This window comes from Candidatus Poriferisodalis sp. (assembly GCF_965215815.1).
Taxonomy (GTDB): Bacteria; Actinomycetota; Acidimicrobiia; order Acidimicrobiales; family Poriferisodalaceae; genus Poriferisodalis.
Window position 1 is genome coordinate 951,876 of record NZ_CBDCEO010000012.1, and the last position, 25,810, is coordinate 977,685.

General features: G+C 66.1%; 18 protein-coding genes. 11 read left to right on the forward strand and 7 right to left on the reverse strand.

The window, feature by feature from the left end:
- The first annotated feature begins 20 nt into the window (after positions 1-20).
- The 3 genes from ACOOHB_RS06230 (at position 21) to ACOOHB_RS06240 (ending at position 4,024) form a co-directional block, all read left to right on the forward strand.
- Positions 21-1,730 carry an enoyl-CoA hydratase-related protein gene (locus ACOOHB_RS06230; protein ID WP_420443935.1) on the forward strand — a complete coding sequence of 570 codons (1,710 nt, stop codon included), beginning with the start codon at positions 21-23 and terminating at the stop codon, positions 1,728-1,730.
- 69 nt (positions 1,731-1,799) lie between these two features.
- Positions 1,800-3,215 (forward strand): benzoyl-CoA 2,3-epoxidase subunit BoxB, encoded by a 1,416-nt coding sequence (gene boxB, locus ACOOHB_RS06235; protein WP_420443936.1) that lies wholly within the window; start codon positions 1,800-1,802, stop codon positions 3,213-3,215.
- 5 nt (positions 3,216-3,220) lie between these two features.
- Entirely contained in the window at positions 3,221-4,024 is an 804-nt protein-coding gene (locus ACOOHB_RS06240) for an alpha/beta fold hydrolase (RefSeq protein WP_420443937.1), read from the forward strand.
- Here ACOOHB_RS06240 and ACOOHB_RS06245 read toward each other — a convergent pair.
- Complete coding sequence (locus ACOOHB_RS06245) at positions 3,979-4,878, reverse strand: alpha/beta fold hydrolase (protein ID WP_420443938.1); 900 nt, start codon at positions 4,876-4,878, stop codon at positions 3,979-3,981. The genes ACOOHB_RS06240 and ACOOHB_RS06245 overlap by 46 nt on opposite strands.
- A gap of 32 nt (positions 4,879-4,910) precedes the next feature.
- Between ACOOHB_RS06245 and ACOOHB_RS06250 the strand changes: the two genes are divergently transcribed.
- Positions 4,911-5,663 carry a hypothetical protein gene (locus ACOOHB_RS06250; protein ID WP_420443939.1) on the forward strand — a complete coding sequence of 251 codons (753 nt, stop codon included), beginning with the start codon at positions 4,911-4,913 and terminating at the stop codon, positions 5,661-5,663.
- A 32-nt stretch (positions 5,664-5,695) separates the two neighbouring features.
- On the opposite strand, the gene ACOOHB_RS06255 is transcribed toward ACOOHB_RS06250, so the two are convergent.
- Both ACOOHB_RS06255 and ACOOHB_RS06260 read right to left on the reverse strand, forming a co-directional pair.
- The gene (locus tag ACOOHB_RS06255) at positions 5,696-8,587 is read right to left on the reverse strand and encodes a molybdopterin-dependent oxidoreductase (protein WP_420443940.1); all 2,892 of its coding nucleotides are present in this window, start codon (positions 8,585-8,587) and stop codon (positions 5,696-5,698) included.
- Complete coding sequence (locus ACOOHB_RS06260; RefSeq protein ID WP_420443941.1) at positions 8,584-9,909, reverse strand: 4Fe-4S dicluster domain-containing protein; 1,326 nt, start codon at positions 9,907-9,909, stop codon at positions 8,584-8,586. Before ACOOHB_RS06260 ends, ACOOHB_RS06255 begins: the two co-directional genes overlap by 4 nt.
- Positions 9,910-10,053: 144 nt before the next feature.
- Here ACOOHB_RS06260 and ACOOHB_RS06265 point away from each other — a divergent pair, with 144 nt between their 5' ends.
- The 3 genes from ACOOHB_RS06265 to ACOOHB_RS06275 all read left to right on the forward strand — a co-directional run bounded on the left by ACOOHB_RS06265 (position 10,054) and on the right by ACOOHB_RS06275 (position 15,336).
- Positions 10,054-11,298, forward strand: a complete 1,245-nt coding sequence (locus tag ACOOHB_RS06265) for a quaternary amine ABC transporter ATP-binding protein (protein ID WP_420443942.1) — start codon at positions 10,054-10,056, stop codon at positions 11,296-11,298.
- Positions 11,295-13,940, forward strand: a complete 2,646-nt coding sequence (locus tag ACOOHB_RS06270; RefSeq protein WP_420443943.1) for an ABC transporter permease — start codon at positions 11,295-11,297, stop codon at positions 13,938-13,940. Before ACOOHB_RS06265 ends, ACOOHB_RS06270 begins: the two co-directional genes overlap by 4 nt.
- Positions 13,941-14,130: 190 nt before the next feature.
- Positions 14,131-15,336 carry a glycine betaine ABC transporter substrate-binding protein gene (locus ACOOHB_RS06275; RefSeq protein WP_420443944.1) on the forward strand — a complete coding sequence of 402 codons (1,206 nt, stop codon included), beginning with the start codon at positions 14,131-14,133 and terminating at the stop codon, positions 15,334-15,336.
- Positions 15,337-15,436: 100 nt separating this feature from the next.
- Here the strand turns inward: ACOOHB_RS06275 and ACOOHB_RS06280 are convergent, their stop codons facing one another.
- A complete protein-coding gene (locus ACOOHB_RS06280) occupies positions 15,437-16,264 on the reverse strand; it encodes an SDR family NAD(P)-dependent oxidoreductase (RefSeq protein WP_420443945.1) in 828 nt (275 codons plus the stop codon).
- 66 nt (positions 16,265-16,330) lie between these two features.
- Complete coding sequence (locus ACOOHB_RS06285) at positions 16,331-17,056, reverse strand: alpha/beta fold hydrolase (protein WP_420443946.1); 726 nt, start codon at positions 17,054-17,056, stop codon at positions 16,331-16,333.
- A 95-nt stretch (positions 17,057-17,151) separates the two neighbouring features.
- Here ACOOHB_RS06285 and ACOOHB_RS06290 point away from each other — a divergent pair, with 95 nt between their 5' ends.
- Positions 17,152-18,003, forward strand: coding sequence for an alpha/beta fold hydrolase (locus ACOOHB_RS06290; protein WP_420443947.1), 852 nt, complete (start codon positions 17,152-17,154; stop codon positions 18,001-18,003).
- 45 nt (positions 18,004-18,048) lie between these two features.
- Here the strand turns inward: ACOOHB_RS06290 and ACOOHB_RS06295 are convergent, their stop codons facing one another.
- A complete protein-coding gene (locus ACOOHB_RS06295; protein WP_420443948.1) occupies positions 18,049-19,191 on the reverse strand; it encodes an amidohydrolase family protein in 1,143 nt (380 codons plus the stop codon).
- A gap of 252 nt (positions 19,192-19,443) precedes the next feature.
- On the opposite strand from ACOOHB_RS06295, the gene ACOOHB_RS06300 reads away from it, so the two are divergent.
- Positions 19,444-20,433, forward strand: a complete 990-nt coding sequence (locus ACOOHB_RS06300) for an NADPH:quinone oxidoreductase family protein (protein ID WP_420443949.1) — start codon at positions 19,444-19,446, stop codon at positions 20,431-20,433.
- Positions 20,434-20,447: 14 nt separating this feature from the next.
- Here the strand turns inward: ACOOHB_RS06300 and ribH are convergent, their stop codons facing one another.
- On the reverse strand, positions 20,448-20,939 hold the full coding sequence (gene ribH / locus ACOOHB_RS06305) for a 6,7-dimethyl-8-ribityllumazine synthase (protein WP_420443950.1): 492 nt from the start codon (positions 20,937-20,939) through the stop codon (positions 20,448-20,450).
- 174 nt (positions 20,940-21,113) lie between these two features.
- Between ribH and ACOOHB_RS06310 the strand changes: the two genes are divergently transcribed.
- Together ACOOHB_RS06310 and ACOOHB_RS06315 are read left to right on the forward strand one after the other, a co-directional pair.
- Complete coding sequence (locus ACOOHB_RS06310; protein ID WP_420443951.1) at positions 21,114-24,986, forward strand: hydantoinase B/oxoprolinase family protein; 3,873 nt, start codon at positions 21,114-21,116, stop codon at positions 24,984-24,986.
- Between the two features lie 76 nt (positions 24,987-25,062).
- Positions 25,063-25,665 (forward strand): MOSC domain-containing protein, encoded by a 603-nt coding sequence (locus ACOOHB_RS06315; protein ID WP_420443952.1) that lies wholly within the window; start codon positions 25,063-25,065, stop codon positions 25,663-25,665.
- Positions 25,666-25,810 lie beyond the last annotated feature (145 nt).

Genomic DNA, 25,810 nt, shown 5'->3' on the forward strand with positions numbered 1-25,810 from the left:
TGTCGTTGCGAACACTAACGATGCACACTCATCGTGTGAGCACCGAACACGGCGTATACCTCGACTTCTTCGGCGATCCTCGTCCGTGGCGGCATTGGGCTCTTCGGGTGGACGGTCCGGTCGCCACGCTCTCCATGGGAGTGCAGCCCGACGGCGGCATCTTCGAGGGCTGTGAGCTGAAGCTGAACAGCTACGACATGGGCGTCGAGCTGGAGTTCGCCGACGCCATCCGCCGCATCCGCTTCGAGCACCCGAGCGTCGGATGCGTCGTGATCGAAAGCGGCTACGACGGGGTCTTCTGTGCCGGCGCCAACATCCGTGCGCTGGCAGCCGCGACGCATGCCCACAAGGTGAACCTCTGCAAGTTCACCAATGAGACCCGGCTGGAGCTCGAAGAGGCCTCCGCCCTCAGTGGGCTGCGATTCCTCGCGGCGGTGGGTGGTGCGTGCTCGGGCGGCGGTTACGAACTGGCGCTCGCCACCGACCACATCCTGCTCGTGGACGATCGCAACACTGCAGTGTCACTACCCGAAGTGCCGCTGCTCGGTGTCCTGCCCGGCACCGGCGGACTGACCCGGCTGACCGACAAGCGGCACGTTCGCCGCGACCGGGCCGATGTGTTCGCCACCAAGGCCGAAGGATTGCGGGGACAGGTGGCACTCGAATGGGGCCTGGTCGACGAGTTGGCGCCGCGGACGACGTTTGCCGAGGCGGCGAGCGCGCGGGCGGCTGCATTGGCTGCGAAGAGCCGCGCCACAGGCCCCTCTGCAGACAGCGAACCGGTGGCGCTCGAGCCGCTCGACTTGCGCCCCAATGATGACGGCAGCGTGATCGGTGAGTTCGTGGCGATGGCACCGGATCGTGAACGCGCGTGCGCCGAGGTGCTGATCACAGCAAGCCCCGACCCCGCGTGGCCGTTGCGAGCCGCACGGGAGCTAGATGCGCTGCTGTGCCATCTTCGCTTCAACGAGACCGATCTGGGCACCATCGTGCTGCTCACCGGCGGCAGCCACACAGACGTGACAGTCCACGAACGTGCGCTGCGCGAACCCGCCAGCCATGCCGAGCTCGAGACCGCACTGCTGTGGCGCCGGACACTGTCTCGCCTCGACCTCACTGCTCGCACACTCATCGCTGCAATCGAGCCTGGCTCGTGCTTCGCCGGCGTGCTTGCCGAGCTGGCACTGGCTGGCGACCGCACGTACATCCTCGACGGCGAGTTTGTCGACGACCGTCCCGGCGATGCCGTGGGAGCGCGCGTGCGTGCCCTGCGAGGCGAGGTGATCGGACCTCATGAGCCCGCCGTCCTGTTGTGCTCCGAGCTCAGCCTGGGAACGATGCCCATGGCCAACGGCCTCACACGGCTGCAGTCGCGGCTGTGGGGCGACGAAACAGCCATTGCCGCAGCCGCCCGCACCATCGGTACCCCGCTCGACGCGCAGGCCGCTGCTGAGGCTGGCTTGGCGACCTCGACGCCCGACGACCTCGACTGGGATGACGACTTGCGGTTGGCGATCGAAGAGCGCGCGGCCTTCTCTCCCGATGCGCTGACCGCCATGGAGGCCAACCACCGGTTCTGCGGCCCCGAGACCATGGCGACGAAGATCTTCGGGCGGTTGTCGGCCTGGCAGAACTGGATCTTCATTCGTCCGAACGCAACCGGACCACAGGGCGCGTTGACCCGCTACGGCACCGGGACTCGCCCGATCTACGCCCAAGACCGCGTCTAAGGTCCCGCGTCTAACCTCGCTGGGCGGCAGTGACGCCCCGAGGGGCAGGCACCTCCCGCTGGAACGCAGATGACCAAGGTCGACTACAGCGAGCGCATCCCCAACAATGTCGGACTCTCGCAGGATCGGCGGCTGCAGCGTGCGCTGGAGGGCTGGCAACCCAAATTCGCCCGTTGGTGGGACGAGTTGGGCCCCGCCGGCTTCTCGGGAAACGACGTCTACCTGCGCACCGCAACTGACACGAGTGCCGAAGGCTGGGCCCACTTCGACTACGTGAAGATGCCCGACTACCGCTGGGGGATCTTCCTCTCGGCGCCCAAACCCGATCGCCGAATCGGCTTCGGCGAGTCGATGGGTGCGCCGTTATGGCAGGAGGTGCCCGGCGAGTTCCGCAGCGAGCTGCGCAGGCTGATCGTGGTCCAAGGCGACACCGAGCCAGCCTCGGTGGAACAGCAGCGCTACCTCGGCCAGACCGCTCCGTCGCTGTATGACCTTCGCAACCTCTTCCAGATCAATGTCGAGGAGGGTCGCCACCTGTGGGCGATGGTGTACCTGCTCCACGCACACTTCGGCCGCGACGGCCGCGACGAGGCCGAGGCCCTGCTCGAGCGGCACTCGGGCGATCCCGACAATCCCCGCATCCTCAACGCCTTCAACGAGAAGACCTCCGACTGGCTCTCGTTTCTGGCGTTCACGTATTTCACCGACCGCGACGGCAAGTACCAGCTCGGTGCATTGGCCGAGTCGGCGTTCGATCCGCTCGCCAGGACGTGCGAATTCATGCTGCGCGAGGAAGCGCACCACATGTTCGTCGGCGCTACCGGCCTCGGCCGGGTTGCGCAGCGCACTTGCGAAGTGATCGTCGAGCACGACACCGACGACGTTCGCCCCTTCGGCGCCATCGACCTGCCGACGCTGCAGAAGTACATCAACTTCCACTACGCGGTCTCGCTCGACCTGTTCGGCGCCGAGGCTTCCACCAATGGTGCGAACTTCTACACCGCCGGACTCAAGGGACGCTTCGACGAAGCCAAGTACAACGACGACCATGTGCTCACGTCGTCCACGTTCACCTGCACTGAGGTGGTCGACGGCGCCATGGCCACCGTGGAGCGGCCATCCCTGCAGGTGGTGAACCTGCAACTGCGCGACTCGTATTCCGAGGACTGCCAGAAGGGACTGCGGCGCTGGAACCGGCTGATCGCCGAGGCCGGCATTGACTTCGAGCTGACGCTGCCACACCCTGGTTTCAACCGCGCCGTGGGTGTGTTTGCCCCCTTCGACATCACGCCTGAGGGCCGCGTCGTCACCAGGGCTGAATGGGAGGCAACGTGTGAGGACTGGCTGCCCACTGACGCCGACCGCGACTACATCAACTCGCTCATGTCGCCCGTCTATGAGCCGGGGCGAATGGCCGCTTGGATCGCTCCCCCGGCTCGCGGCATCAACACCCGGCCCGTCGCCTACGAGTACGTGCGCCTGTAGCCAGAATGGACGTCGAAGACGGTCGCATCGGGATCGACGCGGTCGGCATCGCTTACCGCCGGCTCACTCCCGAATGCTCCGAAGCTGGGCACCCCAACGTCGACGGGAATCCCACGATCGTGATGCTGCACGAGGGGCTCGGCAGCATCACCCAATGGCGAGACCTGCCCGAGGTGCTGGCACGCCAGTGCGGACTCGAAGTCGTCGCCTACGACCGAGGCGGCTACGGACGGTCCGATCCGCTGCCAGCGAACTACAGCGACGGCTTCATGGAACGCGAGGCAACCGACGTCTTGCCTGCGGTGCTCGAGGCGCTCGCTGTGCGCCGACCCATCCTGATCGGCCACAGCGACGGAGCCTCGATCGCGCTCATCGCTGCCGCTCTGGGCTCGGTGACGCCACTCGGTGTGGCTGTCATCGCACCGCATGCGTTCATTGAAGACGTCTGCATTGAGGGCATCCGAGCGATTGACACCCAGAGCGACAAGGTCATTTCCGGACTTGCCCGCCATCACGACAACCCACGGCTCGCATTCGAGCGCTGGCGCGATGTCTGGCTGACCGATGAGTTCCGACACTGGGACATTCGGCCCCTGCTGGAACGCATTGCCTGCGGGGTGCTGGTGCTGCAGGGAGACGGCGATCAGTACGGCACCGATGCCCAGGTGTGGACCATCACCCAGAATGTGAACGGTGCAACCGGGCACATCATCGATGACTGCGGCCATGTCGCCCACCGCGACCAGCCCGAGAAGATCGCCGGTTACTTAGTCGAGTTCGTCTCGGACTGCCTCTCAACCGGAGGTTGACCGAGCACGGCCCCAAGCGCGTCGGCCGCGACGACGTCGGGTGCTTCGAACGGCCCGAAATGGCCCAGGCCCGCATAGGTGATCAGGCGTGAATTTGCCAGCACCTCATGGGCAGGGATGCCGGTGTCCTCGAAGGTCATTTCCAGCCCCTTGCCGATGACTACGTCGGTTTCGCTGCCTTGCAGGCGGGTGGTCGTCGAGGTCCACTCGCCGTCGTAGGTCGCCGCTTCGTCGGTCGCACGGCAGCGCAGGCGCACGGTTCCATCCGGCAGGTCTTCGAATCCGTTCATGATGTAGCTGTGCAGTGCGTCGGCCCGCACTCCACCGAATGGTGGCCGGGAGGCAAACCGCTCGAAGGCCTCGCCACGCGAAGAAAAGACCTCCCGGCGATTTGTGGTGACAGCGATCAAGGGGTTCTCGCCGGGCCCGAACACTTCCTCTGCACGCCACACGACGGGCTCGTAGCCGTACATGCGCCGGATGGTGCCGGGTCGCTGGGCGTCAGCCAGCAGCAGCGTTGCCGCGCCGATGGAGTGACCGACGCAGTCCAACTCGCCCGCAACGATGCCGAGATGGTCGATGATGGCCAGCAGGTCACCCGCCAGCGTGGTCCACAGGAAGTCCCTGCCCGCGGGCGGCGGGCTCCAGCCGTGCGCTCGAAGGTCGGGCGCCCACACCGTGAAGTGCTCGGCGAGTCGACCGGTGAGCGGCCCATAGGTTCGGCCGTTGAAACCAGTGGCGTGCACGAACAGCAGCGGCGGCCCGGCTCCGCCGAGGCGGTGCAGCGCAAGCTCGACACCGTCGGCCACGTGGACCATGTCGGGTGCCGGGATGCCGCCGTCGGGTCCACTCATGTCTGGGAGACGTGTGTGCTAGCCATGCGCGCATGAGTACTACAGACGCCGCCCCGGCTGCCGAGCAATCCCCCGATCTTGAGTTCTTCTGGGATCCGGTCTGCCCGTTCGCCTGGATCACCTCGCGCTGGGTGGAGAAGGTGATCGCTCAGACCGGCTACTCCGTGGACTGGCGCTTCATCTCGTTGCGCGTCCTGAACCGGCACCGCGATTACGCCACTGAGTTCCCGCCGGGGTACGAGCAAGGACATACCGCGGGACTCCGGATGCTGCGAGTGGCCGCCAAGGTGCGAGCTGAGCTGGGCCGCGATCAGATGGGCCCGCTGTATGACGCAATGGGTCAGCACTACTGGGAGATGCCCAAGGGCTCGGGCCTGCGAGACCGCATTGGCACCGTGGAGCACACCGCGGAGGCACTGGCAACCGCCGGGCTGCCCACGGAGTACGCGTTTACGGTCGACGACGACTCCTGGGACGCCGAGATCTCCGCCGAGACCGAGCTGGCGCTGAGTCGCACCGGACGTGACGTCGGCACGCCGATCATCACCTTTGAACCACCAGACGGTTTGTCGTTCTTCGGCCCGGTGATCTCGCGAGTTCCCTCCGACGAACAGGCAGTGCCGCTGTGGAATGCCGTCATCGAGCTGGCCCGCTTCCCGGGCTTTGCCGAGCTCAAGCGGTCACTGCGCGAGGCCCCGCAGCTGAACGTGCTCGGCACCCTCACCGACGCGCCCGAAATGGAGGATTGGGAAGCGGGTTCTCGCAAGGCCCACAAGCCGAGCTGAGCAGGCTCCCCGACTCCGCGAGGCATCTTGGCTCAGGTGTCGAAACGATAGGCCTCAGCGCGGGGCTTGAGTGGGCGAGACAGCCACAGCGGGCGGCGGAGCCCTCCCGGACCAGGAGCGGGCCGCGTCATCGCGAGCCACTCCTCATACGCCTCCCGAGAGCGCGCCGTGTCAACTACGACATCGCCATAGCGATCGTCGGTTTCGGCCGGTCCCACATGCACCCGCTGGTGCCAACACTGCATGCCGGAGATCGGGTCGGGTTGCACTGAGAACGTCAGGTTCTGGTGCACTCCCGTGTCGTTCCACCACACCCGCTCGGAGTCGGGATCGGAGGAGGCGAACGGCGCCATCGAACCCGTGCGGCGCATCCGCCACACGGTGCCGTCTCGGTCAATCTCTGCAGGGCCTCCGGCCCACGACCTCGGTCCCGCGCCATCACCATTGGGGCCCGAGCCACCGGCGGCAGCAGGATCGAGCCGCCAGCGACCCATGTGGTGCGATGCCGCTACCACGCCAGGGCGAATCCCCTCGGTTCGCCACGCCGAGATGACGAAATGGCCGATGCGGGTGGTGATCCGCACGAGCCCGCCGACTCCGATGCCCAGAGCTTCGGCATCTGAGGGGTGGATCCAAAGCGGATGTCGATGACTGATCTCCGACAGCCACTTGGAGTTCGCAGACCGGGTGTGAATGAGCGTCGGGATGCGGAAGGTGGGTACCAGGATCCGCTCACTGCCTGCCAGATCCAGCTGCTGCCAGTGCACATGACTGGGAATCCAGCCGGGTGTCGCATGCTCGGGCCAGCCCCAGTCCGCCAATGTCGTCGAGTACAGCTCGAGTTTGCGGGAGGGCGTCGGGAATCCGTGACGGGCTGCTCCCGCAACCTGCACCGCCACTGAGCCATCCCCGAGCGGGGGCAGCGAGGTGTTCCCATCACGGATCGTGTTGCGCTGGGGCCGGTAGACGGCATCGTCACCGAGCACGGTGCCAGCGAGCTGCGAGGGCTGAACGACGCGCTCATGGTGACCATAGGGATCGCCTCGAACAGCGTAGGCGCCCCGGTCACGCATGAACTCGAGCGGGGTCTGTCCCGCGGCAGCAGCGTCGTGTGCCAAGCCCGGCACCTCGTCGGTGAAGATTGCCTCGTAGTACTCGTCGATGCTGATGGGCTCATCGGGCCGGGACGGGCTCTCGAACCACTGGCGGATGCCGAGCGAGCCGTCCGGATCAATCCGCCAGGACAGGTCAATCCAGAACTCGTTCTCCTCCCAGACCTCGCCTGGGTTGAACTCGTGGGTCCGGCTGTCGGGGCCGACCTCTTGGCCCCGCAGTTCGGCATACCGGCGCATGACCGGCTGGCGGAAGCCCAGCCATTGGCCTGCGTGAGTCTCGAACGATGCCAGATCGTGGCGCTCCGAGCCGACGCCCATCGGCAGCACGTAGTCGGCGAACCACGCTGTCTCCGACCAGGTCGGCGTGAGCGAAACGTGGCAGCCCACGCGCTCAGGATCACTCAAGGCTTCCAGCCAGCTGAACCCGTCAGGGTTCGTCCACACCGGGTTGTAGACGCGCGTGAAGTAGGTGTCGAGCCGGCCCCTGCCCTCGCGCAGGAAATGCGGCAGCAGGATCGACATCTCGTGATGGCTGAGCGGGTACTCACGTGGCCAGGACAGCTCGTTCCAGTGCCCGACCGGCGGCGGCCGCAGCGGCGGTGCCGGCTTGATCTTGTGCCAGCCAGCCCCAGTCGTGCCCCCTACGGTGCCGACTGACCCGGTGAGCACGTTGAGCAGGAACAGGCAGCGCGCCGTCTGCCATCCGCCGAGGTTGCCCGCCCCGGCGGCCCGCCAGGTGTGAGATGCGAAGCGACCGAATGCCCCTCCGATCGCCGCTGCGATCTCGCGCAGTTCGCCGGCGTCCACCCCGCACAGGTGTGCCGCGCGCTCAGGGGTGTAGCGGGCGTACGCGTCGCGCAGGGCCACCTCGACCGACTCGAATGTCGGCGGAAGATCGGGTCGAGTCTTGGCCAGGTAGGTCTGCCAGTTCGTCCAGCGGTGGACAAACGCACGGTCCCACGTGCCAGCCTCCAGCAGGAGGTGGGCCAGGCTCAGCAGCAGAACCGGTTCAGTGCCAGGCCACGCCGGCAGCCAGTGATCGGCCTTGGCTCCGGTGTTCGACAGCCTCGGATCGACGCAGATGACCGTGGCGCCGCGCTGCTGGGCCTCGATGATGCGCTGAGCGTGCGGATTGAAGTAGTGCCCTGCCTCGAGATGGCTCGAGATGAGGAAGATGACCTCGGCATTGGCAAAGTCCGATGAGGGGCGGTCATGCCCCATCCAGGTCGTATAGCCAACGCGGGCGTTGGAGGAACACACGTTGGTGTGGCTGTTGTGGCCGTCGATGCCCCATGCAGTCAGCACCCGTTCGGTGTAACCGTCCTCGCCGGGTCGGCCGACGTGATACATGATCTCGTCCCGGCGGTCTTCGACGATGGCTGTCCGGATCCGCGCCGCGATCTCGGTCAATGCCTCGTCCCAGCTGACGCGCTCCCAGCCTCCCCCACCGCGCTCGCCGGTTCGGCGCAGCGGGTACAGGATCCGCTCGGTGTCGTGGACCTGGTTGATCGTGGCCGGCCCCTTGGCGCAATTGCGTCCCCGCGATGCGGGGTGTTCGGGGTTCCCTTCGAATCGAACGACCTCGTCAGTGTCCCGGTCGATATAGGCGACCAGCCCGCATGCCGCCTCGCAGTTGAAGCAGGTGGTGGGCACCAGCGTGTAGTTGCGCTCGATGCGCTCGGGCCAGGAGGCTGCGTCGAGCTCGGTCCAGTGATGCCATTGCTCGTGCGGCGGCGAAGCCCTGAGCCCGATGCCATCGGGACCGCTGTGGGGGGAACCGGCGATGTCGGCGGCGGGGCGATCCGTCATGACAGCGGCGCTGCCTGTGCGGCACGCAGGAACTCACGGTCGTGTCGCCACAGCCACGCCAGCAGCACGGCGGCGATAACAGGGGTCCAGGCGAAAACGACGGCGTTAGCTCGCAGGGCGAGGAAGGAACCCCAGACCGCACCGCCGCCCAGCACGGCTTCGCCGGCCAGTCGAGCGATGAGCACCAGCACTGGCCGGTCCGCCCACATCGGACGACCGCGGCACTGGTGAAGCAACAACGCGGTGTACGCAGCAGTCAGCAGCGAGAACACCGCTGTCGGGCCGATCAGCACGACGAACCAGGTCGAGCCGCCCCACAAGCCCGCGACACCCCACAGCATCACCAACGCTGCGTCGGCCATGATCACCCACGCACCCGCCGTGATCCAGCTGCGAAGCCGTCCCTTGGCGAACAGGAACCAGAAGCGCTCTGGCCGCTTCAGGTCGGCGATCAGCAGCACGCCGGTCACCGCCAGAGCGACGAGCGCTATCACCGCTGGCCCCGTGGCGACGGCCGCTCGGTCGTCCCAGCCCAGCAGCGCCGCAGCAGCGGCCCACAGCATCACGCCTGCTGCGACGCCCTTGGTCACCATGTAACCGGCGACCTTGGCCCCCCACGGCTCAGCGTGAGGCACCGTGTACGCCGTCCGTGTTGCAGGGCTCGGTGCCGGGCTCGATGCTGACTTCGATGGCCAAGTTGCGCTGCCGGTCCAATCCGACCAGATCAGGCCGTCTTCGGCTACGGGGCGTGCCAGTGGGTCGAGGGCTTCGGGCACCGTGCCCGCGTAATGCACCTTCGGCAACGTTCGGCGCTCGGGAGCGCGGACCGGCAATTGTTCTCGGCGAATTCGCTCAGCGGTGGGGTCCGCGGGATTGTCATGGTCCACGACCGTGATAGCGCGCGTCGGACAGACCGAGACGCATGAAGGCTCCAGCCCGACCTCGAGCCGGTGCTGGCAGAAATTGCACTTGTGTGCCGTTCCGGTATTCGGCGAGATGTACAGCGCGTCATAGGGGCACGCGTTCATGCAGCCCTTGCAGCCGATGCAGCGGGAGTCGTCGAAGTCCACGACGCCGTTCGATGCCCGGAACAGCGCGCCGGTCGGGCATATCGAGATGCAGGGGGCGTCGTCGCAGTGATTGCAGCGCATCACGGTGAAGTGCCGCTGAGTGTCGGGGAACTCGCCGGTCTCGACGTAGTTGACCCACGTCCGGTTGACACCGAGCGGCACGTCGTGCTCGCTCTTGCACGCCACCGTGCACGCATGGCAGCCAATGCACGCGCCGCTGTCCAACAGGAACCCAAGGCGCGTCACGGTCATAGGTTCGCACACGACACGTCCTTATCGACGCACCTGAGGGGACAGCTAGGCCCGCCACACGTGCATCCCAGTCAGGAATACACGGATTACCGACGCGCACACGCGGCGCGCCTAACGTGTCGCGGGATCGGCCAGGGGGAACTTATGAGCGACGACGCAGCCAACGGCTCTGCTGCGGGCGACGAAATCGTCCGTCTCAACGAGGTCTACAAGATCTTCGGGCCACAGCCGCGAGGCCGTCCGTTCGAGTTGGCCCGTTCTGGCGTGCCCAAGAACGAGGTACAACGGCTCTCGGGCCATGTCGTCGGGCTCACCAATGTGAGCTTCTCGATCAACCGAGGTGAGATCTTCGTCGTGATGGGCCTGTCAGGTTCGGGCAAGTCGACCGCCATCCGGACGGTGAACAAACTGCATGACGTCACCTACGGCGAGGTACTTGTGGACGGCGTCGACGTTCAAAAACTCGACGGCACCGACTTGCAAGCGTTCCGGCGGGAGAAGATGGGCATGGTTTTCCAGCACTTCGCACTCTTCCCGCACCGCAATGTGCTTGACAACGTCGGCTATGGACTCAAGGTGCAAAAGGTCGACCGCTCCGACCGGAACGAGGCGGCCATGCGGGCACTGTCGCTGGTGGGCCTCGCTGCGTTTGCCGAACATCGGCCCGCCCAGCTCTCAGGCGGCATGCAGCAACGTGTGGGCCTCGCACGGGCGCTGGCGTCAGACCCGGACATCCTCCTCATGGATGAGGCGTTCAGCGCTCTCGACCCGCTCATTCGACGCCAGATGCAGGACGAGCTCATGGAGATCCAGGACAAAGTGCACAAGACGATCCTGTTCATCACTCACGACCTCAATGAAGCCCTGCGCATCGGCGACCGGGTCTGCATCATGAAAGACGGCGCGGTCGTGCAGATCGGCACGCCCGAGGAAATCCTCACCGAACCAGCGACGGGCTACGTGGCCGAGTTCGTGCAGGACGTCGACCAAGGGCGCGTGATCAAAGTGGTCGAGGTGATGTCCGAACCACGCCCGATTCCCTCCGACATGTCGCTCAGCGATGCACTCACGCTGTTGGACGACATCGCTGGGCGGTTCTGCTGCGATGCATCCGGCAGACCGGTCGCGCTGTTGACAGCAGCCGACGGCCTGCGCGCCCGCAGCATGGGCAGCAACGATCTCGCCAAGGCACAGCGATCCGATTTCGACCAGTGCAACCCTGACGCCACGCTCAACGAGCTCTATGCATCAGCGGGCCGCGGTCTCTCCATTGCCGTCGTCGACGACGATGGCAAGCTCATCGGCAATCTGGATCCCCGCCTGATCATGGAGGAGATGGGCAGAGTCGAGCAGCTCATAGAAGGTTTCGAGCGGGAGGTGTTCATGTGAGCGCCGCCGCGCTGCTCGCCCAGGCAGACGCCGAGGAGGTTCAAGAAACCGGCCACTTCATTGACAAGTTCATCGACACCGTCACCAGTCCCGAGGCCGGTGACCGCGTCGCCGACTGGCTCACAACTGGCGTGGAATGGGCGGTGGCCGCAGCGCTGTTCGCTGTGCCGGCATTGTTGATCTTCGGAGGGATACGGGGCCGTCGCTACGCGATCGGTGCTGGCGGACTGCTCGGATTAATCGCGGTGTGGTGGTACCGCAGCCGACCTGACGTGGTCGTGGCCTCGGGCACCCGCACGTTCATCGAGGACGGGCAGATATTTGAGTGCCGCGACGCGGTGATTGACGCACAGGGCGATCTCGTGGAGTGCGGCTCCGGCTTGATCGCACAGGTGCGGCAGAACACGGTGCTGGACCAGTGGCATATACCTGTGGGCGACTGGGTGGAGCAGGTCGTGTTCTGGGTGGATAACAACATGGAAGCCACCTTGGGTGTCATCGAGTGGCCATTCGCCAAGCTGCTCAACGTCATCGTGGACCAATGGCTGCTCAAGCTGTCGTGGCTCACCGTGTGCCTGGCGGTGTTCTTGCTGGGCTGGCTGGTGCGCAACTTCCAAGTCGGCGCCATGGCGTTCATCGGATTGCTCATCTGCGGGCTGCTGGGCGAGGCCTACTGGCGTCAGACCGCGCTCACCATCGGCTTCATCGGCGTGGCGGTGCTGCTGTGCGTGATCGTCGGCATCCCAATCGGCGTGCTGTGCGGGCGGGTGGACAGCGCTTGGAAAGTGGTCCGGCCCGTGCTCGATGCCATGCAGGTCGTCCACTCCTTTGTGTACATGCTGCCCTTCATCTTCTTCTTCGGCATCGGGTTCGTCTCCGCCACGATGGTGACGATGACCTTTGCCCTGCCGCCGCTGATTCGGCTGACCAATTTGGGCATCCGACAAGTGCCCGAGGACGTGGTGGAGGCGTCGAGGGCCTACGGCGCACCCGAATGGCGGGTGTTGACCGACGTGCAGCTGCCGCTGGCCCGCCCCGCAATCATGACGGGTCTGAACCAGACGCTGCTGTTGGCGATCTCCATGCTGGGCATCGCGGCGATCATGGGCGCTGGCGGCTTAGGTCGGCTGCTGTTCACGGCTATCTCAAACCTCGACATCGCTCTTGCAGGCTCGGCCGGTCTGGCCTTCTTTCTGGTGGCCGTGGTACTGGACAGGCTGAGCCAGCCAGAGTCGAGCGATTCGGGCAACTTGCTCAGTCGCATCACTCAAGCTTGGGCCAACCGGCGCACACCGGAGAAGCTGCTGGTGCAACAGGCCGAGGCCGAAAGCAGCGACGCAGCCAGAAAGCTGGCGGCACAACCCGAAGCACCCGAGGAATCGTTCGTGCCCGCAGGTCGCCCCGAGCGTGCCGCTGCAGTCGTGACGGCTGTCGGCTCGCTCGTGACGCTGGTCGCACTGGCGTTGCCGTGGAACATCGATGCCGGACTCGTCTCGGCCTATGCCCGCAGCACCGACGCGGACCTCCGGACCGAGCAGTGCTCGGGCGACTGGATCGACGTGCAGTCACTCAACCCGTTGGCAGAGGCCGGCAGCAATCGCGTGTGTGACGGCTCCGAGTCATTGCTCTCCAACAGCTTCAACGGCGTGTCGGCCTCGGGCGGCTCATGGTTCGGCATCTTCATCGCCATAGCGGCCGCTGTGGCCTTTATCGCCGCCTACAACACCCTGTTTCGGCGTGGCCGCGGTTCTGGCTGGTTCACCGCGCACGGTGCTGCGGCGTTCTCGCTGGCGTCGCTGGCCACCGCGGCGGTGTACCTGTTGGCGAACCCGCCGGACAGGGTCGAGATCTACAGCGCCGGCATCGGCGTCTATGTCGCCGTCGCGGGAGCGCTGCTGGCGACCGGCGGCGCCTTTACATGGTTGTGGCGGGCGCCAATGGCTGCTCGCAGGCCGCTGCCGGCAACGGTGGCGTGGGGCCGGCTGCTGGGCGCCGCGTTCGCCGTGTTGCTGCTGGTGGGCGGCGGCTACGCAGGTTGGAGCTTCGACACTCGGACCGAATCGGTGATCAGCGATGAGCTGCGCGCTGAGCTCGATGCCATCGCCGCCGAAGGCGAAGCTGCGGCTGCAGCAGCTGTGGCTGCCGATGCAGCCGCAGATGAAGCATTTGAGGCTGGGGATGTCGTTGCCGAACAAGAGCAACGTCGAGTGGAGAACCAAGCGCTGGCGCTGGCGGGGATCAGGGCCGCCGATATCACCGCGAAGATCGCGTTGGCAAAACGCACCGGCGACATCATCCACGACGGCTTTGAATCCGAGGGCGCTGGGCTGGGCATCTGGACATTCATCGCAGGCCTCGCCGCCCTCGGGCTCTCGTTGCCGGCAATCGGACTGCTGGGCATCGAGGAGAGCCTCCGGTACCGCTGGAGCACGCTGGTGGCAGGAATCGGCTTGGGCATAGCCATCATCCCGCTGGCATGGATCCTGACCATCGCCCGCGTCGCAGACACCAACTTGGTCTCTGGCGTCGGATCGGTCTTCGTGATGGCCGCTGGTGTGACCCTGTTTGCCGCGTCACGGGGAACCCTGTCAGAGTTCGAGCGGAACAAGATCTACGGCGATATCCCCGCCAACACTGGCTAGTTGCTGAGGCGAGCCGTGCAAAGTAATCCGAACATGTATGCGCGGTCTAGGGTTTAGGGCGCGCAGGCACCCGACTACGCTGCCATTCAAGGAGCCCTCGTCGATCCGGGCGAACGGCGCCGCACATGCGTGGTCGCAACATGGTGCACCGCGTGACGCAATCTGTCGCAGATCAGGGAGGATCTCCGAAATGAAAACGAAACGATTGACCAAGCTGCTGTTGTTACTAGCAGCGTTCGCGCTATTCGCTGCCGCGTGCGGCGGTGATGACGACGACGATGCCACTGCCACTGCGGAAACAGAGGCACCCGCCGCCACCACCGAAGCCATGGTCGAAGAAGAGCCGATGGAAGAGGCGATGTCGATGACGCCTGGCGATGGCGTCTCGGTGACGATGGGCCGCGCCGATTGGACCACCGGCTACTTCCAGGCCGAGCTGTACCGGCAGCTGCTCACCGAGCTCGGCTACACGGTGTCAGATCCCGCCGAACTCGAGCTAGGGCCCAACAACGGCTACGTGGCGATGGCCGCTGGCGACATGGACTTCTGGGTCAATAGCTGGTACCCAGGCCACAAGGCATGGCTGGCGGGCGAACTGCCCGACGGCTCGCTGGTTGGCGACCACCTGACTGTGCTGGGTGAGGAGATGATCGCCGGGGGGCTTCAGGGCTTCCTGGTGACCAAGTCCTTCGCCGACGAATTCGGTGTCTACACGCTGGACGCTCTGAACAGCAATGCTGACGCGATTGCAGCGTTCGATGCAACCGACCCGGTGCCCGGCAACGGCATTGCCGACATCTTCGGCTGCCCCGAGTCGTGGACCTGCGACAACATCATTACCGCGCAGATCGCCTTCTCGGGCTGGGAGAACATCACACAGACGATCGCCGGCTATGACGCCATGTTCGTCCAAGCTGTGGATAACGCCAATGCGGGCATCCCGATGGTGGCCTACACCTGGACGCCTTCGGCGTACATCACCGAGTTGCGCCCCGGCGACAACGTCTACTGGATTGGTGTTGACAACATCCTCGACGACTCGAACCCCACGGGCATCGAGGGCGGCGAGCAATACGACCAGACCGGCGACGGCACAGGCGGCTACGCAGCCATCGGTGCCGACCAGTGCCCGGCAGCCGCGGACAACGCCGACGGGCTGTGCCCGATCGGATGGATCGCAGCCGACATCCTGGCGACCGCCAACAACGACTTCATCGACGCCAACCCTGCAGCCAAGGCGCTGCTCGAGGCGGTCAAGCTGTCGGTGATCGAGGTCTCGCTGGCCAACGTCGACCAAGAAGCCGGCGCCGCACCCGGCGATTTGGCCACTGCGTGGATCGCTGAGAACCGCGCCACGGTCGACGCCTGGCTCGAAGCAGCACGCGCCGCTGCGTAGGCAACTGAATGCAGCCGTCGCCCGTCAGGGCTGACGGCGCAGGCGCACAACAGAGGGTGCCGGACTCCGGTTCGGCACCCTCTGCGCGTTCGGGCGCTTGTCAGTCTTCGAGTTCGGGCAGCGCCGGCGGAGCGCTCGTTGCGGTCACCCGGGCCAGACCACCGTCCACCACGAGCGTCTCGCCGGTGACGTAACGGGAAGCATCGGACGCGAAGAACAGCACGACGTCGGCGATGTCGTCGCCGAAGCCCCAGCGCTTGAGCGCTACCTGGCCGGCAAGGTCTGCTATCAGGCCTGGCACGTTGTTGCGTGCCTCTTCCCAGATAGCCGTCGCGATCAGACCGGGTGCAATCGAGTTCACCCTGATGCCGTCAGGGCCCCAGTCCGCGGCGAGCGCCCGGGTCATGGCGTCAACGGCGCCCTTGGTGCCGGCATAGGCGACGCGGCCAAGCGGACCGTGCACGCCGGCGACCGAGCTGATGTTGATGACCGAACCGCCGCCCCGAGCGATCATCGACGGTGCCAGGCCGGTGCTCAGCATCACCAGGGACCGCACGTTGATCGAGAACACCAGGTCGAAATCTGCTTCGGTGAGCTGTGCAGGCGTGCGCCGCATGGGAATGCCCGCATTGTTGACAAGCACATCCACGCCGTCGACCTCGTTGAGGATGCGACGAGCCAAGTCGGTGCCTGCGCCTGCCGGTGCAAGATCGGCAGTCAGGGTGATCGGGTCATGCTGCAACTCGGCTGCTACGCGATCGAGATCCGCAGTGGTCCGGCCGGTCAGAACAACTCGGGCACCGGCGGCGTCCAGCGCTCGGGCGCTGGCTTCGCCAATGCCACGGCTCGCCCCGGTGACCACCGCCACCTTGCCGTCAAGCCGGTGATCCGTGTTGATGGAGCTGTCAGTGTTGGCTGCGGGAGTCATGCGCGCAAGCTAACGCGCAGCGCCGACCGATCGGCGAGGGTGCCTGCCGGCCCGGGCTCTTCGGACTTAAGCGGGTGTGTGCTCGACCAGAAATGCAGCGAACTGCGCCATGGCAGCAGACCGCGCATCGCCGTCCATCCAGTCCTCGATCAGTGTCGAATTCGGCGCAACCTCGTGGACGATCCGCGACGAAGACTCGGGGTGATACAGGTCGCCTCCGAGCAGCACCAGAAGCGGCGTCTGCACGGTGGCTACGAAGTCACGGTCCACGTTGAACAGGAAGTTGTCGCCGTCGTACATGTTGGACCGGAACTGCTTCCAAGCCGCCTCGTCAACATCGGGATGTGCATCGCGGATGGCTGCTTCCCAGTCGTCAAACATGCCATAGAAGGCGTGACGGTTCTCGTCGAGCCCGATGGTCTGGAACAGCGTGGCGCTGGCCACCCGTTCGGGTGCTGCCGCGATCAGCCCCATGATGTAGGGGCCGCCGATACACATTCCTGCCAGGTGGAACTGCTCGCAGCCGAGGTGGTCCATGAGCGCCAGCTGGTCTGCGGTGTAGGTCGCCCAACCGTCTTCCGCCGAGACCGGGGCGGTCGAACGGCCGGCATTTCGTTGGTCCATTGCGATGACCCGGTACTGGTCGGCCAGCTGGGTGATCGGATTCCACGGGGTCGATTCCCAGAACGAAGCTGCCGAACGCATCCCGCCTGGGGCAATGAGCAACAGCGGGAAGCCGGAGCCGTAATCGTCGTAGTGGATGTCCACGGAGCCCTGTGTGAAGTTCGCCATGGCGCCAGTCTGCCCGGAGCACAACGGCGCGGCATCGGCAACGGCCGCCCGGCCACTGAGACAATCCGCAGATGGGCCAGTAATCTGCCCCGGCGATGATGCGGCTGACCACCTCTGACGGCGAGCACGCCGTGCTGCACGACCTCGGCGGACACGGGGCACCCCTGCTCATGACGCATGGCAATGGACTCAACGCCGGCATGTGGGCGACAGTGGTGCCACATCTGCGCGACGCGTTCCACTGCTGGGGACTTGACTTCCGAGGCCACGGCGCTTCGCGGCCACAGCACGACAGCATGTCGGTCGAGCGACCGCGCTTCGTCGACGAGGTACTGACCGCAGTCAATGCCTTGGGCGGCGAGCCGATGCTCGCAGTCGGCCACTCCTTGGGGGCAGCCAGTCTCCTGCTCGCCGAGCTGCGCCAGCCGGACACCTACCGGGGGCTGTATCTCTACGAACCGGTGCTCGTGCCTGCGGATTTCCCGCGGCCTGACTCCGATCACGAGCTTGTGGTGGCATCACGGCGACGCCGTATCCGCTTTGCGACCGTCGACGAGGCGTATGAGCGCTTCGTCTCGAAACCTCCGTTCTCGCGCTGCGAGCCCACCGCAGTGCGGGCGTACGTCGAGATCGGCACGTATCCCTCGGGCGACGACGCAGTGCGGCTGTCGTGCTCAGGCGATACCGAGGCACGTATCTACGAGGCCAGCGTGCCCGTCGTCTACAGCGACTTCGCCGCAGTGACATGCCCGACGGTGGTGGCTCGTGGCGATTCCTTCGCCCAGTGGAACGAAATACCGCCACAGGTCGCGCAACCCATCGCCGAAGCGCTCGGCAATGGACGCCTCGAGGCGTTCGCTGAGCTCAGCCATTTCGGCCCCATGGAGAACGGCGAACTGGTCGCAAAGTCCATCCGCGCCCATCTGGAGCCGCTCGTCGCGGCGTAGCCGCGAGAGGCAAGCACAGGCGGCGTAGCCGCGAGCAACTCAGGCTTAGGCGGCAGCGGGGAGGGCGTCGGGATCGAGGTTGTAGAGCCCGAGGACGTTGCCCCAGACCATCTGTTCTGTTTCGTCGTCGGGTACGCCCGAGAGAATCTCGTCGAGGATCGGCCGAGAGTTCGGCCAGATCGAGTCGTGGTGGGGATAGTCGTTGCCCCACACCAGGTTGCTGACGCCGATCGAGTGCCGAGTGGCGATGCCTTCGGTGTCGTCTTCGAAGGTGACCCAGAAGTTCCGGTCGAAGTACTCCGACGGCTTCATGGTGAGCTCGTCGGACACCTCCCACGGAGTGCGGTACGCAGCGTGGTCGAGACGCTGCTTGAAGTGGCCCACCCAGCCGGTCTCGTACTCGGCACACACGAAGCGCAGTTGGGGGAATCGCTCGACGACGCCACCGCAGATGAGGTCGATCATCGTGTTGGCGATGGTCGTGTGAGCCAGCGTGTAGCCCTTGAGGTGGCCGCCTGGTGTGCCCCAATGCTCGGGCATCCCGCCTTCGAGGCTTGACCCCGTGAAGATGTGCATGGTGAGCGGCACGCCGAACTCCTGGGCGCGGGCCCAGAACGGGTCGAAATCGGGGTGGCAGTAGGGCTTGGCGGGGTCGATGTGAGCGGGGATGGCAAACCCGCGCACGCCGAGCTCGGCCGAGCGATCGATCTCTGCGATTGCCCGCTCGACGTCGGGCAACGGGAGACAGCCGACGCCAATGAGGCGGTTGCGGTCCACCGAGCAATAGTTGAGCACCCAGTCGTTGTGGTTCCGGAACGCAGCGTCACGCACTTCGTCGTCACCGATGGCGAAGGTGAACATCGACAGGCTGGGGTACATGACCTCGCCCACGATCCCGTCCTGAGCCTGTTCGTCGAGGCGCGCAGTCGGATCCATCACACCGGGGTTGAAGCCGTCGTATCCCTGCTCGATGCGAGCGTGAGTAGCCGGGTCCGACAGGCTGGCGCCCGCGATTCCCAGCCGGCCTACCGGCACTGGGCGGATGCCGCCCGGCAGCACCAACCAGGTGCCAGGCTTGTCGTTGTAGTCCTTGCTGATGAACGGTGCCCGGTCGCCGAACCGGTCGGTCAGCCCTGCGTAGATCTCAGCCGCCTCGACCACGTGCGAGTCACACGAGTAGTACCGCATCGCTCTCCCCCATCGGCGCTGAAGCGCCTGGTCGCCAATTCGTGGCCAACAGTATCAGCGGCCCGCGATCGGCTACTGAGAGGCGACAGAGAGGCCGCGCGAATGAGTGTGCCCGCTGCGGAGGCGGCAGGGCCCTCGGCTCCGGGAATCCAGCAGGTTCCAACCTCGCAGAGTTCCCTGCCGCCTCCGCACCTATGACGTCCGTGCCTATCCGCTGATGCTCATAGGCGCTCGGTGTGCAATCGTGTCGCCATGCGTGCATTGGAAGTGCAGTCCCTGACCGGTCCGGCCGGTATCGCCGTCGTTGACGCGCCGGAACCCGAAGCAGACCCTGCCGGGGCCTCGGTGATCGTCGACATGGTGTGCGGCGGTGTGTCATTCCCCGACCTGCTGCAAAGTCAGGGTCTGTACCAGTACCGGCCGGATCCACCGTTCCGGCCCGGCATCGAAGCCGCCGGCGTCGTGCGTTCGGCTCCGACGGACTCGGGCTTTGCGGCCGGTGACCGGGTCTGCGTGTGGACCAATGGCTGCCTGGCCGAAACCGTTGCCGTGCGTCCTCGGGACCTGTTCGCTCTGCCGAGCCAGCTCAGTTTCGAAGAGGGTGCGGCGCTGGTCATGAACTACCAGACGGCAGTGTTCTGCATGATCGACCGGGCGGGCCTGCGCGAGGGCGAATCGGTGCTGGTGCTGGGTGCCTCTGGCGGCGTGGGTACATCGGGCATCCAGGTGGCCAAGGCGGTCGGTGCGGGACCCGTCATCGGTCTGGTCTCGACTGAAGCGAAGGGCGAGATCGCTACGGCTGCCGGCGCGGACCACGTCGTGCTCATCAGCGACACCTGGAAGGACGAAGTGCGTGAGCTCACCGGCGGACGTGGGGTTGACATGACCTACGACCCCGTGGGCGGCGACCGTTTCCTGGACGGGGTTCGGGCCTTGGCACGCTTTGGCCGACTGGTCGTGGTGGGCTTCGCCGCTGGCGAGATCCCGACCGTCAAGGTGAATCGGCTGCTGTTGCGCAACGTGAGCCTGGTCGGCGCCGCATGGGGCGAAGCCGTGGCCGCTGATCCGACGATCCCGGCCCGTATTCATGAACGGCTGCTCGACATGATCGCCACGGGCGCCGTGCGGCCGCCCATCGGGCAGGTGCTGCCGTTCGAACAGGCGGCCGAGGCCTACCGGCTGCTGGATGAACGCGAAGCCGTCGGCAAGGTGCTCGTTCGCATGCGCCCCGACCCTGCCTAGCTCAGATTCGCCAATCAGTCCCCGTCGGCTGCGAAGTCGCGGGCGAGCAAGGCCATCGTGACCGCGACGTAGACCGCGTCCTCGCCCACGTTGTGGCCTCCGGAACTTTCGCTGCGCGAGTACGCCTGTTCTTCGCTCTCGACCGTGACGAGGCCGAAGCCGATCGGGATACCTGTCTCAAGCTGAACAGCCATCACTCCCTGCGCAGCACCTTCGCTGACCAGCTCGTAGTGAGTGGTCTCGCCGCGGATGACCGCTCCGATCGTCACGATCGCGTCGATACGACCGGAGCTGGCCAGCATCTTTGCCGCCAGCGGGATTTCGAAACACCCAGGCACGGTCACTTCGGTTGCCTCGGTGACCCCCAGCTCATCGAGGGCCCGCTGAACGCCATCCGACAGCCGATCGACGATGTCGGGATTCCAGGTTGCTCGCAAGATGCCGACACGGAGTCCGGCACCAGCTCCTGGGGGCGGCCTGCCGGTCCGCTGGTCGCCACTTGCCACGCCTGCACGGTACCCCGCAGCTACTAGCAGCGACATCTGGGCCGCAAGCGCAAAGGCTGACCATTCGACTGCGGCACCTGTCGCTTCCCGCTCTTGTTCCCAGTCTCTGCTCGACGGGCTCACGGGCCGCTCGGGCCACGGCTTCGCCTCCGGCGGCTCGCCTACGCTGGGTCGATGGCAGGCGCACGTGCGCGACTCGCAGCCGACATCGGCGGAACCTTCACTGACATCGCGCTGGAGGTCGACAGCGGCCGAGGCGCGCATCGGGCGCTGCACACGGCGAAGGTGTTGACCACGCAGGAGTCGCCCGCCGATGCCGTGCTCACCGGTGTCGAGGCCGTCCTGGGCGAGGCGGGGGTCGCACCCGCTGAGGTGGGCGTGCTCATCCACGGCACCACGCTCGCCACCAATGCACTCATCGAGCGTCGCGGCGCACGCACGGCCCTGCTGACGACCCAAGGCATTCGCGACTCGGTCGAGATGGCGCACGAAAACCGGTTCGAGCAGTACGACCTGTACATGCGCCGGCCCGAGCCGCTCGTTCCGCGGCACCGGCGCATCGGGATACCAGAACGGCTCGCCGCCGACGGCACCGTGCTGCTGGCATTGGACTCCGATGCTGTCCGGGCCGCTGCCGAGTCACTGGCGGCCGATGGCGTCACCAGCGTGGCGGTCGGCTACCTGCATTCGTATCTCGACTCCCGCCACGAGGAACGCACTGCGGAGATCTTGGCCCAGTGCTGGCCAGAGGCGAGCGTCACTCTGTCCAGCGAGGTCTGCCCGGAGATCCGCGAGTACGAGCGCTTCTCCACGGCGTGCGCCAACGCCTACATCGCACCGCTCATGCGGAGTTACCTGACCGACCTGGATGAGCGGCTGGCAGCGCTGGGACTGGGCGGCGAACTCTTCCTGATGACCTCCGGCGGCGGGCTGGGAACGCTCGCCGAGGCGCTGCGCTTCCCCGTCCGGCTCATCGAGAGCGGACCGGCAGGCGGTGCCATCCTCGCGTCGGAGATCGCCCGGGGCCTCGACTGCGAGCGGGCGCTCAGCTTCGACATGGGCGGCACGACGGCAAAGCTGTGCATCGTCGAGTCCGGCCATCCCCGCACGAACCGCGAATTCGAGGTCGGCCGCGAGTACCGGTTCCTGGCAGGCAGCGGATTGCCGCTGCGCCTGCCGGTGATCGAGATGGTTGAGATCGGCGCAGGGGGCGGCTCGATCGCAAGCCTGGACGCGCTCGGCCGCATCACCGTCGGTCCGGCCAGTGCCGGGTCGGAACCGGGGCCTGCGGCCTACGCACGCGGCGGGACCGAACCGACCGTGACCGACGCGGACGCCGTACTGGGCAGGCTGCTCGGAGAACGCTTCGCTGGCGGCACGCTCAGGTTCGACCCCGACGCTTCTGCCAAAGCGCTCACGGTTGCGTTGGCTGAACCGGCTGGACTGCAGACGACGGTCGCTGCGATCGGCATCACCGAAGTCGTCGACGAGAACATGTCCAATGCCGGCCGCGTCCACGCAGCCGATCAGGGCTGTGACATCAGCAGCGGCACCCTGATCGCCTTCGGCGGTGCCGCCCCGCTTCACGCTGCCCGGGTGGCCGCAAAGCTCGGCATCGACGACATCGTGGTGCCGGCCGGAGCGGGCGTGGGCTCGGCCATCGGCTTCCTGCGGGCACCGGTGTCCCACGAATCGGTCCGCACACGCCATGCCCGCGTCAGCGAGCTGACTGCGACGAGCCTGGCAGACCTGCTGGGTGACATGGCTGACGAAGCCAACGCGATCGTGCGGGCTGCTGCGCCCGACGCCGAGACCACCACGCACGTGCGCGCCCTCATGCGCTACCGGGGCCAGGGCCACGAGATCACCGTCGAGGTCGACGCCGCCGCGCTGCTGTTGGACGACGTGGCCAACCTCAGTGACGCCGAAGTGCGCAGCCAGCTGCGGACGGCCTTCACCAAGGCCTACCAGCAGCTCTACACCCGCCACATCGGCAACCTCGAAATCGAGGTGCTCAGCTGGCTGCTGGAGGTTCGCACGCCCCAAGGCGAGGTCATGCCGCTGCACCCTGAGGTGGCCGCTGAACCGGTCGCTTCGGGAACAACCACGCTCGTCACCGACACCGCCACCGGCCGAGCCGTGTCCCATGGCGTCTACGAGCGGGATGCGCTGCGAGAAGGCGACTGGCTGGTCGGTCCTGCACTGATCACCGAGGACCAGACCACCACGGTGGTGCCGGAGGGATTCGTGTCGACGGTCACCTCAGGTGGCCATCTGCGTATCACCATCGATTCGGCATCCAATGGCACTCGCCGACTCGGTGGAGCTGCGACGGCTTCTGAGGGCACGAGCCGCACCGCCGAAGCGGCCGCTCTCGATGCCGTACGGCTCGCTGTCCAGTGGAACCGCCTCATCTCTGTCACCGAGGAACAGGCGCGAGCGCTGGTCCGTGCTGCCTTCAGCACGTCAACCCGCGAAGCCGGCGACCTGTCTGCAGGGATCTTCGACCCGCAGGGCCGGATGCTCGCCCAGTCGGTCACCGGCACGCCGGGCCACGTCAACTCCATGGCGTACTCGGTCCTGCACTTCCTGGATCGATTCCTCGCTGCGGAGATGCGACCCGGCGACATCTTCCTCACGAACGATCCCTGGAAGGGCACCGGCCACCTCTTCGACATCGTGGTGGTCACGCCGGCGTTCCGAGGGGGCGAGCTGGTGGCGCTGTTCGCCTGCACCAGCCACGTCGTGGACATCGGCGGGGCCGGCTTCACCACCGATTCGAAAGAGGTGTACCACGAGGGCCTGTTCCTGCCGATCCTGAAGTTCGCCACCGACGGCGTCTTCGATCCCACCGTGGTGGCGATCATCGAGGCCAATGTGCGAGACCCGATCCAGGTGATCGGCGACATCCACTCGCTGGCCGCCTGCAACGAGACCGGTGCGGCCCGTCTGATCTCGATGATGAACGAGTACGGCATGGCCGACCTTGACGAACTTGGCGAGCACATCATCTCGTCGTCGCACCGGGCAATGCTCGACGCCATCGGCGAACTGCCCGGAGGCACTTGGAACTCGACCATGCGGGTCGATGGCATGGAGGAGCCCATTGACATCGTCTGCTCGGTGACGGTTGCCGGCGACGGCATCGAGGTGGACTTCGCCGGCACAGGACCCCAGTCGGGATGGGGCATCAACGTGCCAATGGCATACACCGACGCGTACACGTCCTTCGGCGTGCGCTGCATCATCGGCGCCGACATTCCGAACAACACAGGGTCACTGGATGCGGTTCGGGTCCGAGCGCCGGAGGGCTGCATTCTCAATGCGCCCCATCCCGCCGCGGTGAACGTGCGCCACGTCATGGGCCAACTTCTCCCCGACGCCGTGTTCGGCTGCCTGAGCCAGGTTGTGCCCGAACGGGTGCCCGCCGAGGGCACGTCATCGCTGTGGAACCTGCTCGGCACTGGCATGTGGCAGCCCGACACTGGAGTCGGAGCAACGAATCGCTCGGTGACGGCGGTGGGGCGCTCCGGCGATGATTCAGACCGGCGGAAGCTGGAGCGCTACATCCTCATGAGCTTCCATTCCGGTGGGGCAGGCGCCCGCCCGAGAGCCGATGGGCTGTCGGCTACGGCGTTCCCCAGCGGAGTGCGCAACATGCCTGTGGAGGTGAACGAGATCGGCTCGCCGCTGGTGTTCTGGCGCAAGGAGTTCCGCACCGACTCCGGCGGGTCGGGCAAGTACCGGGGCGGGCTGGGCCAGGTGATCGAGCTGGAGAACCGCCAGGGACGGGACTTCGCGATCAGCGCCACCTACGAGCGCACGGTGTATCCAGCCCGTGGCCGCCATGGCGGTGGGCCAGGCGCGCTGGGCCGCCTGTCGCTCGACGACGGCACTGAGGTGCGTGCCAAGGGTCGCTCGGTGATCCCCGGTGACCGCCGCCTGATCGTGGAGTTTCCCGGCGGCGGCGGGTTCGGTGATCCCGCGGACCGCAGTCCGGATGCGGCAGCACGCGACCTGCAGCTGGAATTCGTTTCCTCCCAGTAGGTTGCGCCGCGATAATTCCCGCAGGTGGCGGCATGGCACGCCCGAAGCCGACGATCACGTTGTGAGGCAGCCCTTCATGAACCCATCAACGGAAACCGCCAGGGCTGATCCAGATGCCCGTCACGACGAGGCTCGCCATCGCAGCACGGAGGAACTGGAGGCTGCGCTTCGGAACATTCGCGAGGCACCTGCAAGTTCCGGCACGATCCAGCTCATCGTCCGCCGTCCCGCTGAAGATGCCCGCGAGGTACTGAGCGAGGCCCGCATCAACGCTGACGAGGGCATCGAGGGTGACACCTGGAACCAGCGCGGGACTTCGTTCTCGGCCGACGGGGGTCCGCACCCCAACAAGCAGGTCACGATCATGAATTCCCGCGCCGCAGCAGCGGTCATCGGTCCGATCGAACGCTGGCCGCTGGCGGGCGACCAGATTTACGCAGACCTCGACATCGGCCACGAAGCTCTGCCGGCAGGAACCCAGCTGGCGGTTGGCGATGCCGTGCTTGAGGTCGCCGTTGAGCCCCACACCGGCTGCGCCAAGTATGCGGCACGCTTCGGTAGCGAGGCGCTGAGGTTTGTGAACACCGGCGAGGGACGTGAGCTGCGCCTGCGCGGTGTCAACTGCCGAGTCGTGCGGCCCGGCACCGTCCGGATGGGCGACTCAGTCAGCCAGATCTGACGAGGTCGTGGCGGTCACCCTGACTGATCTAGCGCACGAATCGGCGCATCGCGGATTCGAGCGCCGATGAAGGTGCATTGCCCGGGTTCTGCGTCGAAATTTCCAGAAATTGCTGGAAATTGGTGCGCGCGAACGTTTGTGTTTG

What these genes read in the sequence shown, in the direction of transcription:
- ACOOHB_RS06285 (WP_420443946.1), bottom strand. Translation starts at nt 17,056, where the DNA reads ATGGCGAACTTCACACAGGGCTCCGTGGACATCCACTACGACGATTAC.
- ACOOHB_RS06310 (WP_420443951.1), top strand. Translation starts at nt 21,114, where the DNA reads ATGGCAGGCGCACGTGCGCGACTCGCAGCCGACATCGGCGGAACCTTC.
- ACOOHB_RS06290 (WP_420443947.1), top strand. Translation starts at nt 17,152, where the DNA reads ATGATGCGGCTGACCACCTCTGACGGCGAGCACGCCGTGCTGCACGAC.
- ACOOHB_RS06275 (WP_420443944.1), top strand. Translation starts at nt 14,131, where the DNA reads ATGAAAACGAAACGATTGACCAAGCTGCTGTTGTTACTAGCAGCGTTC.
- ACOOHB_RS06300 (WP_420443949.1), top strand. Translation starts at nt 19,444, where the DNA reads ATGCGTGCATTGGAAGTGCAGTCCCTGACCGGTCCGGCCGGTATCGCC.
- ACOOHB_RS06230 (WP_420443935.1), top strand. Translation starts at nt 21, where the DNA reads ATGCACACTCATCGTGTGAGCACCGAACACGGCGTATACCTCGACTTC.
- ACOOHB_RS06240 (WP_420443937.1), top strand. Translation starts at nt 3,221, where the DNA reads ATGGACGTCGAAGACGGTCGCATCGGGATCGACGCGGTCGGCATCGCT.
- ACOOHB_RS06250 (WP_420443939.1), top strand. Translation starts at nt 4,911, where the DNA reads ATGAGTACTACAGACGCCGCCCCGGCTGCCGAGCAATCCCCCGATCTT.
- ACOOHB_RS06260 (WP_420443941.1), bottom strand. Translation starts at nt 9,909, where the DNA reads ATGACCGTGACGCGCCTTGGGTTCCTGTTGGACAGCGGCGCGTGCATT.
- ACOOHB_RS06265 (WP_420443942.1), top strand. Translation starts at nt 10,054, where the DNA reads ATGAGCGACGACGCAGCCAACGGCTCTGCTGCGGGCGACGAAATCGTC.
- ACOOHB_RS06280 (WP_420443945.1), bottom strand. Translation starts at nt 16,264, where the DNA reads ATGACTCCCGCAGCCAACACTGACAGCTCCATCAACACGGATCACCGG.
- ACOOHB_RS06295 (WP_420443948.1), bottom strand. Translation starts at nt 19,191, where the DNA reads ATGCGGTACTACTCGTGTGACTCGCACGTGGTCGAGGCGGCTGAGATC.
- ACOOHB_RS06315 (WP_420443952.1), top strand. Translation starts at nt 25,063, where the DNA reads ATGAACCCATCAACGGAAACCGCCAGGGCTGATCCAGATGCCCGTCAC.
- boxB (WP_420443936.1), top strand. Translation starts at nt 1,800, where the DNA reads ATGACCAAGGTCGACTACAGCGAGCGCATCCCCAACAATGTCGGACTC.
- ACOOHB_RS06255 (WP_420443940.1), bottom strand. Translation starts at nt 8,587, where the DNA reads ATGACGGATCGCCCCGCCGCCGACATCGCCGGTTCCCCCCACAGCGGT.
- ACOOHB_RS06245 (WP_420443938.1), bottom strand. Translation starts at nt 4,878, where the DNA reads ATGAGTGGACCCGACGGCGGCATCCCGGCACCCGACATGGTCCACGTG.